16 protein-coding genes and 1 pseudogene are annotated in these 15,344 nt (G+C 59.7%); 16 read left to right on the top strand and 1 reads right to left on the bottom strand.

The genetic code is table 11. The annotated features are described in order from the left end of the window. Nucleotides 1-117: 117 nt before the first annotated feature. The 6 genes and pseudogenes from ACTQ40_RS03860 (at nt 118) to istB (ending at nt 5,034) form a co-directional block, all read left to right on the top strand. Nucleotides 118-864, top strand: a complete 747-nt coding sequence (locus ACTQ40_RS03860; protein WP_441563389.1) for an ISL3 family transposase — start codon at nt 118-120, stop codon at nt 862-864. A gap of 485 nt (nt 865-1,349) precedes the next feature. After that, nucleotides 1,350-1,490 (top strand): annotated as a pseudogene (locus ACTQ40_RS03855) (putative RNA methyltransferase); the annotation flags it as partial. 63 nt (nt 1,491-1,553) lie between these two features. After that, the gene (locus tag ACTQ40_RS03850) at nt 1,554-2,255 is read left to right on the top strand and encodes a methyltransferase domain-containing protein (protein WP_441563388.1); all 702 of its coding nucleotides are present in this window, start codon (nt 1,554-1,556) and stop codon (nt 2,253-2,255) included. A gap of 231 nt (nt 2,256-2,486) precedes the next feature. Beyond that, entirely contained in the window at nt 2,487-2,891 is a 405-nt protein-coding gene (locus ACTQ40_RS03845; RefSeq protein ID WP_441563387.1) for a helix-turn-helix domain-containing protein, read from the top strand. Nucleotides 2,892-3,022: 131 nt separating this feature from the next. Then, entirely contained in the window at nt 3,023-4,255 is a 1,233-nt protein-coding gene (gene istA / locus ACTQ40_RS03840) for an IS21 family transposase (RefSeq protein ID WP_441016562.1), read from the top strand. Further along, entirely contained in the window at nt 4,255-5,034 is a 780-nt protein-coding gene (gene istB, locus ACTQ40_RS03835; RefSeq protein ID WP_441563386.1) for an IS21-like element helper ATPase IstB, read from the top strand. The genes istA and istB overlap by 1 nt, the downstream gene beginning before the upstream one ends. Here the strand turns inward: istB and ACTQ40_RS03830 are convergent. Continuing rightward, complete coding sequence (locus ACTQ40_RS03830) at nt 4,994-5,392, bottom strand: hypothetical protein (RefSeq protein ID WP_441563385.1); 399 nt, start codon at nt 5,390-5,392, stop codon at nt 4,994-4,996. The genes istB and ACTQ40_RS03830 overlap by 41 nt on opposite strands. A gap of 431 nt (nt 5,393-5,823) precedes the next feature. Here ACTQ40_RS03830 and lspA point away from each other — a divergent pair, with 431 nt between their 5' ends. The 10 genes from lspA (at nt 5,824) to ACTQ40_RS03780 (ending at nt 15,204) form a co-directional block, all read left to right on the top strand. Next, nucleotides 5,824-6,363: a signal peptidase II gene (lspA, locus tag ACTQ40_RS03825; RefSeq protein WP_441563384.1), complete on the top strand. Its 540-nt coding sequence runs from the start codon at nt 5,824-5,826 to the stop codon at nt 6,361-6,363. Continuing rightward, the gene (locus ACTQ40_RS03820) at nt 6,363-7,376 is read left to right on the top strand and encodes an RluA family pseudouridine synthase (RefSeq protein WP_441016312.1); all 1,014 of its coding nucleotides are present in this window, start codon (nt 6,363-6,365) and stop codon (nt 7,374-7,376) included. The genes lspA and ACTQ40_RS03820 overlap by 1 nt, the downstream gene beginning before the upstream one ends. A gap of 82 nt (nt 7,377-7,458) precedes the next feature. Continuing rightward, entirely contained in the window at nt 7,459-8,754 is a 1,296-nt protein-coding gene (locus ACTQ40_RS03815; protein WP_154515488.1) for a glycosyltransferase family 2 protein, read from the top strand. A gap of 78 nt (nt 8,755-8,832) precedes the next feature. Next, nucleotides 8,833-9,255, top strand: a complete 423-nt coding sequence (locus tag ACTQ40_RS03810) for a prepilin peptidase (protein WP_441563383.1) — start codon at nt 8,833-8,835, stop codon at nt 9,253-9,255. A gap of 31 nt (nt 9,256-9,286) precedes the next feature. Next, nucleotides 9,287-10,534: a deoxyguanosinetriphosphate triphosphohydrolase family protein gene (locus ACTQ40_RS03805; protein WP_441563382.1), complete on the top strand. Its 1,248-nt coding sequence runs from the start codon at nt 9,287-9,289 to the stop codon at nt 10,532-10,534. 60 nt (nt 10,535-10,594) lie between these two features. Beyond that, nucleotides 10,595-11,944, top strand: coding sequence for a replication-associated recombination protein A (locus ACTQ40_RS03800; protein ID WP_118237456.1), 1,350 nt, complete (start codon nt 10,595-10,597; stop codon nt 11,942-11,944). A gap of 100 nt (nt 11,945-12,044) precedes the next feature. Beyond that, nucleotides 12,045-12,635: a hypothetical protein gene (locus ACTQ40_RS03795; RefSeq protein WP_441563381.1), complete on the top strand. Its 591-nt coding sequence runs from the start codon at nt 12,045-12,047 to the stop codon at nt 12,633-12,635. After that, a complete protein-coding gene (locus tag ACTQ40_RS03790) occupies nt 12,628-13,005 on the top strand; it encodes an ATP-binding protein (RefSeq protein ID WP_154515503.1) in 378 nt (125 codons plus the stop codon). Before ACTQ40_RS03795 ends, ACTQ40_RS03790 begins: the two co-directional genes overlap by 8 nt. A 1-nt stretch (nt 13,006) precedes the next feature. Beyond that, nucleotides 13,007-13,798 carry an RNA polymerase sigma factor SigF gene (locus ACTQ40_RS03785; RefSeq protein ID WP_441563380.1) on the top strand — a complete coding sequence of 264 codons (792 nt, stop codon included), beginning with the start codon at nt 13,007-13,009 and terminating at the stop codon, nt 13,796-13,798. Next, complete coding sequence (locus ACTQ40_RS03780) at nt 13,795-15,204, top strand: AI-2E family transporter (protein WP_441563379.1); 1,410 nt, start codon at nt 13,795-13,797, stop codon at nt 15,202-15,204. Before ACTQ40_RS03785 ends, ACTQ40_RS03780 begins: the two co-directional genes overlap by 4 nt. The last annotated feature ends 140 nt before the right edge of the window (nt 15,205-15,344 follow it).

Genomic DNA, 15,344 nt, shown 5'->3' with positions numbered 1-15,344 from the left:
TAGGCCATCCGTTGGAGGTGGTCGGCGCCTTTGCTTATGAGGCGAAACAATCGTCGTGAAACCCGAAACTTTTATCTCGTGATTTCCTAAAAATAAAAGCTATCAAAAACACGCGCCATAGAGGTGGTGACCGCCGACGGCGCGAGGTGGATAAGGCAGCTGGTCAAGCGCCGCTGCCCCAACGCGAGGTGGGTCATGGACCCCTTCCACGTGGTCCAGTGGATGAACGACGCGCTCGACGCCGTGCGCTGCGAGGAGTGGAACGCCGCCAGGGCCGCCGCCAGGGCCGCCAGGCCCAGGCCCGAGGGCAAGCGCGGCAGGCCTGCCAAAGGCGAGCTGCCGCCCGAGGAGGTCAGGGCGCTCGAGGAGGAGGCGGCCTCCATCAAGGGCAGCCGCTACGCGCTCGTGAAGAACCCCGAGGACCTCACCGACGGCCAGAGGGCGAGGCTCGAGGCGCTCAAGAAGAGGGCCGGCTCGCGGCTGGTCAGGGCCTGGGAGCTCAAGGAGGACCTGCGGGCCGTCTTCCGGGCAGCCGACGGCTCCGAGGCCGCCGAGCTGCTCGACGACTGGATGCACAGGGCCGCCTACTGCAAGATCGCCAAGGTCGTCGCCGTGGAGAAGAAGGTGCGCCGCCGGCGCGACGACATCATCGCCGCAGTCGAGCTCGGCATCAGCAACGGGCGCGTAGAGGCCATCAACAACAAGATCAAGGTGGCGGTGAGGATGGGCTACGGCTTCCGCAACACCGACAACCTCGTGGCCCTGCTCATGCTCAGGTGCGGCGACTGCCAGCCCCAGCTCCCGGGTCGCCCGGTGAAGGCGAGGAAGAAGGGCGTGAAGGGAGCGAAGAGCGTTGCTGCCTAGGCTAGCCCCTTGTCACACAAACTACCGAAGCCTCCTTTTTTCACCTGCTGAAGGTTATCAATCTTCTTATTGAGTATCTCGGCATTCTTTCTTCTGCCAATGCCCTGGCGGGCAGATCCACCCCCCTTTCGGCTGGTTCGGGGGCACAGGCATGCCCTGACGGGCAGATCCACCGCCCTTTCGGCTGGTTCGGGGTCGCAGGCATGCCCTGGCGGGCAGATCAGCGCCTTTTCGGCAGGTTCGGGGGCGCAGGCATGCCCTGACAGACGGCTGCATTGCCCATATGCGTTTTGCGCGCGAGGACCCTGTTGCTCCTGTCAAAAGCGTGGCGAAATGAAGTGGCCCAAAAGAGGGCAGCAGAATACCGAAATCCCAGCTTGAAATAGCTCAGCTATTTGTCACTGTGCGGTTCTGCCTGCTGTGATTAGCCATGCACTGCTGGGGAAGACTCATCTGCTAGAATTGCTTGGACGAAAGGAGACGCAATGGTACTCGACAGATACGCGCGATTTGCTGACAGCGCCGACGTGCTCTCTTGCCCCCTTTGCCACAGCGCCCTGAAGCTGCAGGAAGGGAGCCTCGTATGTCCGAAGAGGCACTGCTTCGATATCGCAAAGCAGGGGTACGTAAACCTTCTAGGGCCCTCCAGGCAGTCAGCCCACTACAGCAAAGAATCCTTTGAGAGCCGCATGGCAATCCTGGAGGCAGGGTATTACGACCACGTGAAAGAAGCCGTCCTCACCGCGGTAGGAAGGGCCCTTTCCCCAAGCGAGGGTCCTGCAGCTGTGAACGCGACGCCATTCCGCGTGCTCGACGCGGGATGCGGAGAAGGCTTCTATGCACGTGCAATCCGAGAAAACCTCTGTGTCGACGTGGTGGCGTTTGACCTCTCAAAAGACGCCATGCTGATGGCGGCCCGCCACGATTCCAGAAAGGCGGTCAAATGGCTGGTTGGCGACCTGACGAACATCCCCGTGCTGAAAGGCTCCATCAACTGCGTGGTGGACGTATTCGCTCCCTCGAACTACGACGAATTCAAGCGCGTTCTCACCCCAACCAGAAACGCCTCCGCGCCAGGAGTGCTGGTCAAAGTGGTTCCAGGCAGCAATCATCTTACGGAGCTGCGCCACCTTGCTGAAGGATCTTTGCGCAGCAAGGAATACTCAAACCAGCTGGTGACCGATTGCTTTGAGAAGCACTTCAAGATGACCGACCGCATCAAGGTGACGCGCACCTTCGAGATGTCCGAAAGGGACGTCCGCGTGTTCGCCGAGATGACGCCGCTGCTGTTCGGCATCGACGCGGAGTCCCTAAATCTATCGCGTGTGAAAAGCATCACCATCGAGGCTGAATTGCTGGTGGGCACCCCTCGCCCCCAAGGCCCTTCATGAGCTCAGCCAGCTCATCATCCTCTTAATTGCAGGGCTGAAGGACAGCCCTTGTCAACCGCCCCAGAAGAAATCTGGCTCTTCGGTGGTTTCTGTGGGAGAGATTCCGGCATAGGCCCAGCTCAGCGGGCGAAAACAACGATCTGGAACTGAAACGGCCCCGGGAGGGGCCGTTTCCGCGTCATCCGCCTATGATTGCTAAGCCAAATTCAGACAACCGAAGAGGTGTGACGCATGAAGAGTCTACTACTTCTCGCCCTCGGTCTGGCCCGCACGGTCGTCCTGGGCGCGCGCATCGAGGCCGAGCGCATCGTCGTGAGCGTCCGGCCCTACAAGCGCGAGCAGCGCCGCTGCCCCGTATGCGGCAGGGCCTGCGACTTCTACGACATGGCGAACCGCGGGGCCCCCAGGCTGTGGAGGGCGATGGACCTGGCGCGCTCGGCCTGCTACCTGGAGTACGCGCCCTGCAGGGTGCGCTGCCCGGAGCACGGCGTGCGCACCGAGGCCGTCCCCTGGGCGCGGCACGGGGCGCGCTTCACGCGCGACTTCGAGGACTGGGCGGCGTGGCTGGCGGTCCGCTGCACCGCCTCGGCGGTCTCCGAGCTCGCCCGCGTCGAGTGGCTGTTAATGCCAATATAAAAAGGGCCAGTTACACCAACGTAAAAATCCAATAGCACCAAGATAGATGTGCCAACAGCGCCAACGCATTTTGCCCAACCGCGCCAACGAAGGTACCCTCCCCTCGAGTAACCTTTCGAGAGGAGGACGATATGGAAAGGAACGTTATGGGCGAGTTGAGCATGTACAGGCAATCCGGCACCAAGCCCAACTTCAGCGAGATCGGCCGCAGGCACGGGATGAGCCGCAAGACCGTGGCCAAATACTGGCGAGCGGGCGGCGACCTCGACGACGGCAGGGCGTCGAGGGGCAGCGGCTTCGACCCGTTCCGGGAGGTGATAGAGGCAAAAGCCGAGCTTCCCGGCATCACGAAGAAGGCCGTCCACGAGTTCCTGCTGCACAGGCACCCGGACGCCCGCCTGCCGGGGTACAACGCCTTCACCGAGTACTGCAGGAAGAACGGCATCGCGTTCGGCGCGCTGCGCGCACCGGACGCGCACCCCCGCTTCGAGACCCCTCCGGGCCGCCAGATGCAGTTCGACTGGAAGGAGGGCATCACCATGGTGGACGCCAACGGCGAGGTCTTCGAGTTCAACGTGTTCTCCGCGACCCTGGGGTACTCGAGGCTCCACAAGTTCACCTACTCGGCCACCCGGACCACGGACGACCTGCTGGCCTGCCTGTTGGGCGCGTTCAAGTTCATGGGCGGCGTGCCGCAGGAGTGCCTCACCGACAACATGTCGTCGCTGGTCAACATGTCCACGGGCCGGCGCGTCAGGAACGAGAGGGCGTGGCGGTTCGCCAAGGAGGCCGGCTTCGACCTGCAGCTGTGCCGGGCGGGCGCCCCCCAGACCAAGGGGAAGGACGAGTCCGCCAACCGCTTCCTGAACAGGCTCTCGGCCTACGATCGCGACTTCGTGGGCCTGGACGGGCTGCTGGCGGCCATCGCGCGCATCGAGGCCAGGAGCAACTCGGAGCCCAACGACACGACGGGGCTGCCGCCCTCGGCGCTATTCATGCGGGAGAAGGAGTTCCTGCAGCCGATAGGCAACGCGACCCTGCTGGAATCGATGGTCGGCGACGTCTCTGATCAGGTGGTGCCGCCGACGATGCTCGTCAGGGCCGCCGGCAGGCAGTGGTCGGTGCCCCGCAGGTGCATCGGGAGGAAGGCCAGGGTGGTGACGATGCCGGGCGGGCAGATCCGCATCACCGTGGCGGGCGAGCTGGTCGCGGTCCACGACGCGGCGCAGGGCGCCAGCAAGATCAATTATACAGAAGAGCACTACGTGGAGGCCATGGCGGATAAGGCCTGGGCGGCCGACGAGGACATACGCGAGCAGGCGCGGGCGAACCTGGAGCTGCTCGGGCGGATGGGAGGAAAGTGATGGCGGATCCCGCGATCGAGGCCAGCCCCTACGTGAGGGCACAGAACAACCTGGGGACGCTGGGGCTGCACGAGATGTCGGCGCTTTTGCCCGACTACATGCGGATGGTGTCGGAGGGCGATGCGGACTTCTGCTCCGCGGTGGCGCAGATGACGCAGGTCGAGGTGGAGGCCAGGACGCAGAGGATCACGAGGCTGCGGATACGCTCGTCGGGGTTCCCGTGCGTGAAGACGCTGGCGGACTTCGACTGGTCCTTCCAGCCCTCCGTGCCCAGGCCCCTGGTTGAGGAGCTGGCGACGCTGAGGTTCGTGGACAGGGCCGAGAACGTGCTGCTGGTGGGCAGCCCCGGCGTGGGCAAGACCCACCTCGCCACCGCGATCGGCATAGAGGCCGTGAAGGCCGGCAAGGAGGTGAGGTTCATAGACTGCGCCAGGCTCGTGGACGACCTGAAGGACGCCCAGTCCAGGGGGATACTCAAGAAGAGGCTGAAGTACTACGCCCACTCGAAGCTGCTCATCATCGACGAGCTGGGCTACATGGACATCGACGAGGGCGGCGCCGACCTGCTGTTCCAGCTGGTGAGCACCCGCTACGAGCAGCGGTCCACGATCATCACCACCAACGTTGGCATAACGGGATGGGCGAAGGTGTTCGGCGACGAGGTGGCCGCCAGCGCCATCGCCGACAGGATCTGCCACCACTGCCACGTCATCAAGATAACCGGCCGCTCCTACAGGCTCAAGGACGTGCCGACGGAAAGGAAGATGAAAGAAGAATAGCCAGAATTGGGCAATTTGCATTGGTGCGGCTGGACATCGTGAGCTGGCGCGATGGGGCAAAAATAATTGGCGCGATTGGGCAAAAATACATTGACGTTAACAGGATCTTCGAGACCGCGGCGACGACGCACTCGACGCCGAGCCCGGCGAGCTCCCTTTGCGGGGCGAAGCCGAGGTAGCCGCTCTCGTAGGCCGCGAGCGACGGCCCGGGGAACCCATCCATCCACCCGGCGATCTCGCCCCAGGGGTTGCCGGGGAACCTCCTCGTCACGGCCTCGCCGGTGTCCGCGTCGAGGGCGCAGACGGTGGTCGACCTCAGGTGGACGTCCATCCCGAACGCGGTAGAATACTTTGGCATGGGAGCCTCCCAACCTCGTTGCGGCGCGGCTGCGCCTATGGCACTTCAACATCATTGTCGCAGCCCCGACCCGCGGTCACGAGCGGGGGCTCCTATCTTTTTAGTGCCCTCGGATTGGGTCATAGTGTCTGTCGGTAGTCTTTTTGGGACGGGGCTTTTTTAGCTGCCCTACCTCAAATAAGGACTTAATCTTCGAAAGCGCTGGACTGGGTAGCTAAAAAAGCCCCGTCCCAAAAAGACTACCCGGTGAAGGGACAAGGGGACAGCCCCTTTGTCGCATTGGTGGATATGTCGTGCGTTCTGCGTATGGCAATATAAGATGGTTATTTGCGTTAAATGGAATTCGACGTCCTTGAGGGTAGGGGATTGATTTGGGTCGTACTGGGGATATGACGCCGCCTTTGCGTTGGCGGTTAGGTGTTGCTGGTGGGGTGGCGCTCTTTGTGTTGCTTGTTGACCAGCTGACCAAGATTGCGGTTCGTGCCGTGGGCGATGCCCTGCATACGACTGTTATCCCCGGCGTGATCGATTTTGTGTTTGTCCGCAATATCGGAGCTGCCTTTAGCATGGGCGAGGGCCATGGCATAGCGTTTGCCGTGCTGGCGCTTGCGGCCATTGTCGCCATTGCCGTGTACTTGCTCCGTGCTCCTCAGCTCGCTCGCCTAGAGGTCGTGGGTATGGCCATGGTTGCGGGCGGCGCCATCGGCAACGCGATCGATCGCCTGGCCATGAGCTTTGTGACTGATTTTATTGCCACTACCTTCATTGATTTCCCCGTCTTTAACGTGGCCGATATCGGCATTACCGCCGGTGTCGTGCTGGCGCTCATCGGATACATGTTCTTGAGTCCTGCCGCTCGCGAGGTCGATGCGACCGCCGAGCTCAACGCCCGTGACGAGGCCCGCGCCAAACGTAAAGCTAAGCAGCGTGGGGAGCGTGCCCGCAAGATTCGCGAAAGGAATGAGCGCTAATGGCCGACATCCATATTCTCGTTGCCGACGATTGCGCCGGTCAACGTCTCGACGCCTATCTGGGCGCCAACGATGGCTGTCCCACGCGCTCTGCCTGCGCGCATCTGATCGAGGGAGGCGCCGTTGCCGTCAACGGCGAGACCTGCCTATCTAAAAAGTATGCCGTACGCTCCGGTGACCGCATCTCGGTCGACCTGCCCGAGCCGCATGACCCGACCGACGTGATCCCCGAGGCCATCCCGCTCGACATTCGCTATGAGGACGACTATCTCATGGTGCTCTCCAAGCAGCGCGGCCTGGTGTGCCATCCTGCGCATGGTCATGAGAGCGGCACCCTTGCGAATGCCCTGGTCTATCACTGCGGTATCGACCATCTGGGTACCGTGCAGGGCGAGGACCGCCCCGGCATCGTGCATCGTCTGGATCGCGATACCTCGGGCCTTATGCTCGCGGCTAAAGACGACGACACCCAGCGTGCGCTTCAAAATCTCATCCGCACGCGCACGCTCGACCGTCGCTACATTACGCTCGTTCATGGGCACATCGCCATGGACGAGGGCACTATCAATACTGGTATCGCTCGCTCCACGCGCGACCGCGTGAAGATGGCGGTTTCCGATGACCCCTTTGCGCGCCAGGCCATCACGACCTTTAAGGTCCTTGAGCGCTTTGATTCCACGCGCTTCGACGACGGCTACACGCTTGTCGAGTGTCACCTGTTTACCGGCCGCACGCATCAGATTCGCGTGCACATGCGCCATATCAACCATGCCTGCGTGGGCGATCCACTCTATGGCAAGTGCGATGCTCGTGCCGATCAGGGTTTGACCAGGCAGTTCCTGCATTCCTGGCGTGTGGCGTTCGATCATCCCGTGACGGGGGAGCACATCGAGTGCCGTGACGAGCTGCCATGGGATCTTGCGGCGGTTCTGGATGATCTGGCCCCGCGTTCGCTCGGCCGCACTGCCGCTGGCAACGAAATCGTCCCTCAGCTCGGTCTGCTCGAGGCCTAGCCAGTATTAGGTGGTTTCTTGAACTCCGTAAGCCTGCGGTAAGATATACGGTTGTTTACGTCACGCGTTCCTGGGAGCCTGCATGCTCGCCTTTTTACAAACCAACACACCCATCGTGATCTTCAACCAGATTGTCGTCACGCTGCTTACGGTCTGCTTTCTGTACCAGGTGGTCTTCTTTGTCATCGGTGCTCTTCGTGGTGAGGTCGCGCCTCCCAAGGCCAAGAAGCTCCATCGTTATGCCTTCTTTATCGCGGCGCATAACGAGGAGGCCGTGATCGCCAACCTTGTGCGCTCCATTAAGGACCAAGATTATCCGTCCGAGCTTATCGAGGTCTTCGTGGTCGCCGATGCCTGCACCGACAACACGGCGCAGCTCGCGCGCGAGGCGGGCGCCGTCGTCTATGAGCGCAATGACTTGGCCCGTAAAGGCAAGAGCTGGGTCATGGACTATGGCTTCGACCGCATCCTTAACGAGTATCCCGATACGTTTGAAGGCTACTTTATCTTCGATGCCGATAACGTTATCGCCCGCGATTACGTGTCCAAGATGAACGATGCTTTTGACCAGGGCTTCCATGTTGTTACGAGCTATCGCAATTCCAAGAACTTTGGCAGCTCGTGGATCTCGGCAGCTAATGCCACGTGGTATCTGCGCGAGGCGCGCTTTCTCAACAATGCGCGCAACATCTGTAAGACGTCTTGCGCCGTTTCGGGTTCGGGCTACCTCATCTCCGCCAGCGTTATCGAGGGTATGCACGGCTGGCAGTTCCACACGCTGACCGAGGATATTCAGTTCACCACGTTCTGTGCCATTCACGGTATTCGCATTGGCTATGCGCCGGCGGAGTTCTTTGACGAACAGCCCGTGACGTTTAAGGCATCCTGGAAACAGCGTATGCGTTGGACCAAGGGCTTCTACCAGGTGTTCTTTACGTACGGTAAGCACCTGGTCAAATCGACCTTCCGCTATCATCGCTTTGCCGCCTACGACATGTTTATGACGATCGCGCCGGGCATGCTACTCTCTCTGATCTCGATGCTCGCTAATGCGACGTTCCTCATCGTGGGCGGCCTTTCGCACGGTTTCTTGGCTACCGAAGTCGAGATGCAGGCGTGTGCCGCTTCGCTCATTATGACCTTCGCTATGATGTATCAGACTTTCTTTATCCTGGCGCTGCTCACGACTATCTTTGAATACAAGCATATTCACTGCGCGCAAAAGTGGCGTCTGGTAACCAACCTGTTTACCTTCCCGATCTTTATGTTCAGCTATATCCCCATTACGGTGGCAGCGCTGTTCTTGAAGGTCGACTGGGTGCCGACGCAGCACGCCGTAAGCGTTACCCTCGACGAGGTCATGCAGGGCGCCAAATAACCACCATCAAAACCACCACAAAGGGGATAGAACCTTTGCGGTGGTTTTTACGTTTGAGCGCTCAGTTGAGGGGTTTCGATGTTCTATATCCCGTTTTGGATTTGCATCTTTGCCGGCGCGGCGATTGATGCCCGCGAGCGGCGGTTTCCCAATGAGCTTGCCGGCGCGTGTGCGGTGGCGGCGTTTACGGGCGTCTGGCTCGACAAGGGCGTTAACATGGCGCTTGACCACGCCGGTCTTGCGGTCATCGTCTACCTTGCCCTTGTGCTTACTGAGTCACTCTGGCGTCGCCTTCGCCATGCCCCTGGCGTTGGCATGGGTGATGCCAAGGCGCTCTTTGCCCTTTGCACTTTCGATCCCCTGGGCGGCGTCGTCGCGTTTGCGGTTGCGCTCCTGACCCTTGCCGCTGCCTGTCTCATCGTAAAATCGCGCTCGCTGCCTTTGCTGCCGTTTTTGGTGCCAATATTTGCCATAATCGAGTTCGTGGGTAGTACGCTGTAACCGTTTGCGCGCCCTTTTTAAGGAGCATGCCATGGCAATCAATCAACAGACAGCCGCCATCAAGGCGCGCCTGGATCGCATTCCCGCGGCGTTGTCGCCCGAGCTGGTCGAGCGCATTGCCGCCGACCGCGCCGCGGGTGTCGTTAATCCCTATCGATGCGGTGACGACCAGGCCATCCGCCGTGTCGATCGGGCCGCAGACGAGGGCACGCTTATGCGTCCGGCCTTTATGCGCGATATCGAAAAGATTCTGCATCTGCCAGCATACACACGTTATGCAGGCAAAACGCAGGTCTTCAGTTTTCGCAGCAACGACGATCTGTCGCGCCGCGGCCTGCACGTGCAGCTTGTCTCGCGCATCGCTCGCGATATCGGGCGTGCTCTGGGGCTCAACTGCGATCTGATCGAGGCGATTGGCTTAGGCCACGACTTGGGCCACACGCCCTTTGGCCATGCCGGTGAGCGTTTCCTCAACGACATCTATCATGAGCGCACGGGGCGTTATTTTTTCCATAATGTGCAGTCGGTCCGCGTGCTCGACGCGCTGTACGGCCGCAACGTGTCGCTCCAGACGCTCGATGGCGTACTGTGCCACAACGGCGAGTACGAACAGCGTGTTTTTGAGCTTTCGGACATGGGTTCCTTTAACCAGTTCGACCGAACCGTCGAGGAATGCATTGCCACGGGTTATAGCGCAATTGAGCACCTGCGCCCCATGACGCTCGAGGGCTGCGTGGTTCGCATCTCGGATATCCTTGCCTACGTTGGGCGCGATCGCCAAGACGCCATTGCGGCGGGCCTGCTGTCACCCGACGCCTTTGACGATGACCTGGGCGGTGCATACAACAGCTGGATCCTTACGCATGCCTCTATTGATATCGTCGAGCACAGCTATGGCAAGCCGCGCATCGAGATGAGCGAGGACCTGTTTGAGGAGATCCGCCGGGCCAAGCGCGAGAACTACGAGAAGATCTATAGCAAGGGCGGCATAGAAGGCGACTCCGAAGCGGAGCTGCGCGAGGCCTTCGAAAAGCTCTATGACCGTTGCCTGCGGGATATAGACGAAGGCGACGAGTCCTCGTATATCTTTAAGCACCACATTTCTCGCATTGAGCAGCAGCTTTCCTACTACGATCGCACCTATGCATGGCAGGACGATAAGGACCAGACGGTCGTGGATTACATTGCGAGCATGACGGACGGTTATTTCTGCGAGCTCACGAGCAAGCTGTTCCCGGGAATGATGTTTCCGCACCGTACCTATATTAACGAACGGTAGTTCGTATATATTCGGTATACTGTTCATGGAAAACGTTTTTGATTGATGCACGGGATGGCTATGGACGACCTTTTTTCTGCTTCGACGCGTGAGCGTTCCTTTCAGAATGCGCCGCTTGCGGTGCGCATGCGGCCCAATTCGCTCGACGAGTACGTGGGCCAGCAAAAGGCCGTCGGTAAGGGCTCGTGGTTGCGTGCCGCGATTGAGCATGACGTGCTGTCGAGTGTGATTCTGTATGGGCCGGCCGGTACGGGCAAGACGACGCTGGCCCACATTATCGCCAACCATACCAAGAGCGAGTTTGTCGAGGTCAGCGCCGTGACGGGCACTGTGAAGGACCTGCGCCGCGTGATTGACGAGGCCAAGACGCGCCTGAATACGTACGACCGTCGCACCATTCTTTTCATCGACGAGATTCACCGCTTCTCCAAGTCGCAGCAGGATGCCCTGCTGCATGCGGTTGAGAACCGTACCGTCATTATGATTGGCGCCACGACGGAGAATCCGTACTTCGAGGTCAACTCGGCGTTGCTCTCGCGCGGTCGCGTGGTGGAACTTGAACATTTAAAGGACGAGGATATCGCCACGCTTATCGAGCGTGCGCTCGAGGCGCCGCAGGGTTTGAACGGCAAGTTCTCGGCCGATGAGGATACGGTTAAGACCATCTGCACGCTGGCTGCGGGTGACGCTCGCTCGGCACTCACGACGCTCGAGCTTGCGAGCGAGATTGCCGTCACGCGTCCCGATACCGAGGGAACGCCAGCGCCGGCGGCGGGGGAGCGTTATCCCATTACCGTGGATGACGTAAAGATTGCCAATCCGCGCCGTGGTTTTTCGTATGACAAAAACGGCGACATGCACTACGACATCATCAGCGCGTTTATTAAGTCTATGCGCGGCAGCGACCCCGATGCCACAATCTATTGGCTCGCGCGCATGATCGATGCGGGGGAGGACCCTAAGTTTATCGCTCGCCGTATTATGATTCAGGCTTCTGAGGATGTTGGCAACGCCGACCCGCAGGCGCTATTGGTGGCGCATGCCGCGTTTAAGTCTGCCGAGGTCATCGGTTATCCCGAGTGCCGCATTAATCTGGCACAGGCTGCACTCTATGTGTGCTTGGCGCCAAAATCCAACGCGTGTGAGGCCTCGATTGATGCGGCGTTGGCCGATATTCATTCAAGTGGGCTGCGCGAGGTGCCGAGCTATCTACGCGATCGTCATCGCCCGGGCAGCGACGAATACGGTGTGTATAAGTATCCGCATGATTATCCCGAAGGCTGGGTCGATCAACGCTATTTGCCCGAGGGGCTGGAGCGCGGTGCGTTTTGGCAGCCTGCCGGCCGCGGCTGGGAAGAGTGGCGTGTAGAGCAAAGCGAGCGCGACCGTAGCGGGAATGCACCGAAGTAGCCGCTGGTAATTTTGTCTCACGTTGCTGCTTTTGGCATGTTCGGTCCCCTTTGGGGTACCATGAACAGCGTCTGTATTTCGATTCCTTCGGGAGGCTTGTATGAGTCCCATCCAAATCGCCCTGCTGCTGCTCGCCGTTGCCGGCGTGTGGGCTGTCATTGAGCTCGCGCTCACGCTGCGAAAGACCCGCACTGTCGTTGATTCGCTCGACAAGACGGTGAGCGACCTTAACAACACCATCGCCGAGGCTCAGCCCGTGGTAGCAAAGCTCGATGGCGCCGTCGATGAGCTCACCCCCGCGCTGGCGCAGGTTGAGCCGCTCCTCAAGTCGAGCAAGACCGCCGTCGACGCCCTTACCTCCAATCTCGTAGAGGTCGAAGCCGTGGTTCGCGACATTTCCGAGGTTACGGGCAGCATGGCCGAGGCCAGCAATGCCGTGTCGAGCGTGACCGACTCTGCGGCCGGTGCCGTTCAGAAACTCTTTAACAAGGTGAAGGCTCCCGCGGTCGAGGCCGAACGCAATCTTTCCGCTGCCGCCGAAGCCGAGCAGCCGACCGAGCGTGTCCTGATTGGCGAAACCGGGGACGATGCCGCTGCTGGTGACGATGATGCACAGAAGCCTGCTGCTAAAGCAGCCCGGTATTACACCTACGCGCCCGCCGAGACCTCCGAGGAGTCCTGCGATGAGTAGTGAAGCAACTTGCTCTATCACGCTGACTGTTGCCGGGGATCCGCGTCTGGCACGCTTGGTGCGCATGACGGCGGCTAATGTCGGCGCGCTCTGTTCCATGTCCGTCGATCGCATCGAGGACATTCGTATGGCTGCCGAGGAGGCCTTCATCTTTGGCTGCACGGCCGTTGATTCTGACGTTATCTCGATCAAATTCGATGTCGATGAGTCTCACGTTGGCATGACCTTCACCTTTGGCGACCAGGCGACCGTCGATGAGGATGACCAGGCCGCCGTATATGCCGAGCTCATTCTGGCAAGCGTGTGCGATTCCTACGAAAAGACTGCGGCGCCTCTGACGCTTTCCCTCGATCTCAAGGCGGATATCTAATATGACCGAACGTTCCCGGAGCGGTAAGACCGCTTGGGACAAGGAGAAAACCCGCGAGCTGTTTCGTCGCTACAAAGAGACCGGTGATCCGGACGCCCGCGAGCAGCTCGTCATGTCCCATATGAACCTGGTAAGGTTTCTTGCCAACAAATTTAAGAATCGCGGCGAGCCGCTCGACGACCTCATGCAGGTCGGCTATCTGGGTTTGCTCAAGGCTATCGACCGCTTTGACCCCGAGCGCGGACTTGAGTTCACCACGTTTGCCACGCCCACCATCCTGGGTGAGATCAAGCGTCACTTCCGCGACAAGGGTTGGAGTGTGCGCGTTCCGCGTCGCCTACAGGAGCTCTCTGCCAAGGTTAACCAGGCCACCGACAAGCTCACTAACGAGCTGCAGCGCTCGCCTAAGGTTGAGGAAATCGCTGAGTACCTAGACGTGACCGTTGACGAGGTGCTGGAGGCCATGGAATCGTCCTCGGCCTATACCTCGGTGCCCATCGAGGCCCCCGGTGCGTCCGATTCTGACGACGCGCCTTCAATTCTCGACCGTTACGCCGACGACGACAACGAGCTCGACTTTACCGATGACCGCCTGGTGATTGAGGAGGCCATCCGCGATTTCTCGCCGCGCGAGCGCGAGGTTATCGAGCTGCGTTTCGTACAGGGCATGACCCAGATCGAGATCGCCAAGAAGCTGGGTATCTCGCAGGTGCAGGTCTCGCGCCTGCTGCGCCGTACCCTTAAGAAGGTTCAGGACAAGATCGACCCCGACGGAGTGATGGTTCGTTCATGAGTGAACACCCCCAACAAACCGATCGCGCGCTGCGCGATACCCGTATTCTGACGCTTCGCATTTGGGCCGTCGTCGGCTGCATTGTCATCGCCGCCGTCATCTTTAACCTTATGGGTATCTTGGCGCCGGTTATCGAGTTTCTAGCTGTCGGTTCCATCATCGCTTTTGTGATGTCGCCGATCACTAACTGGCTCGAGCATCACGGCGTCAACCGTGGCATTGGTTCGCTCATCGCGCTGATCGTGGTCGTTGCTGTGCTCGTCGGTGTCGTTTGCATCTTGTCGCCGATTCTCTTTGGCCAGATCATGGAAGTCTTGAGCCGCCTGCCTGAGCAGCTTCGTGTTGCGGGCGGTGATCTCAACGAGATGGTCTCGCATGCTAAGACGCTCAACAACACGCCGCTCAAAGAGTATCTGGACGATAATCTTTCTTCGCTGGTTACCGTGGCGTCCAAGTATGTGTCTCAGATTGCCGCTGAGCTTGGTCGCGGTGTATTCCCGTTCATTACCAATACGGCCTCGCAGCTGTTCGTCATCTTCCTCGGTCTGGTGCTTGCCTATTGGTTGGCCTGCGACTATCCCCGTATGCACCACGAGGTCTGCACCATCATTGGTCAGGAAAAAGAGACCTCGTACCGCTTTATGGTCGCGATTCTTTCGCGCTCGGTCGGCGGTTATATGCGTGGCATGGTCGTGACGTCCATCTGCGGTGGCATCCTGGCCTTTATCGGCTTTACGCTTATTGGCCATCCCTACGCGGCACTCATGGCCATCTTTACGGGCATTATGCACTTGGTCCCGGTTGTTGGCCCCTGGGTGAGCGCGGCGATTGCTACGGTGCTCGGCTTTATGTTCAGCCCGATGCTGGCTTTGTGGACCTTGGTCGTGACCATGGTGGCACAAAATGTCACCGACAACGTCATTTCGCCTAAAGTCATGCAGAGCTCGGTGCAGGTGCATCCCATCATGAGCCTGACGGCACTCGTTATCGGTTCGGCGCTTATGGGCGCCATCGGCATGGTTATCGCCATTCCGCTGTGCGCGGCCCTCAAGGGCATTTTCGTCTACTACTTTGAGAACGAGACCGGCCGCCAGCTCGTGGCATACGACGGCGCCGTGTTTAAGGGCACGCCGTATCGCGATACCGAGGGTAACCCGGTCGCCGCTTATGACGCGCTTGGAGACGATACGTTCATCTATGAGTCCGAGCTCATCGGTAACGAGACTGCGCCCGAGGCCCAGGCCATGCCCAGGCCCGAGCTCGATAACCCCTGGATCAAGCTCTCGGGCCTTCAGCCCGATGCTACGGGCTTTTTCAAGAATCCCTTCGCCAAAGACGACGATTCCAACTCGGACGACGATACCAATACCGGCATCGACGGTTCCATGAACGATGATGAGCAGTAAGTCATTTCAAGTTCAAGTTCATAGGCAATAACGTGCAAATTCGCTGGAGGGTCGCTGTTTGGCGGCCCTCCTTTTTGCACAGGCGCGGTGGGATGGTAATATCGTTACGTTTGAACTGTTTCGATGTGAAACCGAGGAGA

This window comes from Collinsella sp. Sow4_D11, assembly GCF_052116465.1.
Lineage (GTDB): Bacteria > Actinomycetota > Coriobacteriia > Coriobacteriales > Coriobacteriaceae > Collinsella.
This window is presented reverse-complemented; position numbering and strand designations above follow the sequence as displayed.

Excerpts from the sequence above, each read along its gene's own strand:
- ACTQ40_RS03785 (WP_441563380.1), top strand. The coding sequence starts at position 13,007 with ATGACCGAACGTTCCCGGAGCGGTAAGACCGCTTGGGACAAGGAGAAA.
- ACTQ40_RS03850 (WP_441563388.1), top strand. The coding sequence starts at position 1,554 with ATGGCAATCCTGGAGGCAGGGTATTACGACCACGTGAAAGAAGCCGTC.
- ACTQ40_RS03780 (WP_441563379.1), top strand. The coding sequence starts at position 13,795 with ATGAGTGAACACCCCCAACAAACCGATCGCGCGCTGCGCGATACCCGT.
- ACTQ40_RS03805 (WP_441563382.1), top strand. The coding sequence starts at position 9,287 with ATGGCAATCAATCAACAGACAGCCGCCATCAAGGCGCGCCTGGATCGC.
- ACTQ40_RS03815 (WP_154515488.1), top strand. The coding sequence starts at position 7,459 with ATGCTCGCCTTTTTACAAACCAACACACCCATCGTGATCTTCAACCAG.
- ACTQ40_RS03845 (WP_441563387.1), top strand. The coding sequence starts at position 2,487 with ATGAAGAGTCTACTACTTCTCGCCCTCGGTCTGGCCCGCACGGTCGTC.
- ACTQ40_RS03795 (WP_441563381.1), top strand. The coding sequence starts at position 12,045 with ATGAGTCCCATCCAAATCGCCCTGCTGCTGCTCGCCGTTGCCGGCGTG.
- istB (WP_441563386.1), top strand. The coding sequence starts at position 4,255 with ATGGCGGATCCCGCGATCGAGGCCAGCCCCTACGTGAGGGCACAGAAC.
- ACTQ40_RS03820 (WP_441016312.1), top strand. The coding sequence starts at position 6,363 with ATGGCCGACATCCATATTCTCGTTGCCGACGATTGCGCCGGTCAACGT.
- istA (WP_441016562.1), top strand. The coding sequence starts at position 3,023 with ATGGAAAGGAACGTTATGGGCGAGTTGAGCATGTACAGGCAATCCGGC.
- ACTQ40_RS03830 (WP_441563385.1), bottom strand. The coding sequence starts at position 5,392 with ATGCCAAAGTATTCTACCGCGTTCGGGATGGACGTCCACCTGAGGTCG.
- ACTQ40_RS03790 (WP_154515503.1), top strand. The coding sequence starts at position 12,628 with ATGAGTAGTGAAGCAACTTGCTCTATCACGCTGACTGTTGCCGGGGAT.
- ACTQ40_RS03810 (WP_441563383.1), top strand. The coding sequence starts at position 8,833 with ATGTTCTATATCCCGTTTTGGATTTGCATCTTTGCCGGCGCGGCGATT.
- ACTQ40_RS03800 (WP_118237456.1), top strand. The coding sequence starts at position 10,595 with ATGGACGACCTTTTTTCTGCTTCGACGCGTGAGCGTTCCTTTCAGAAT.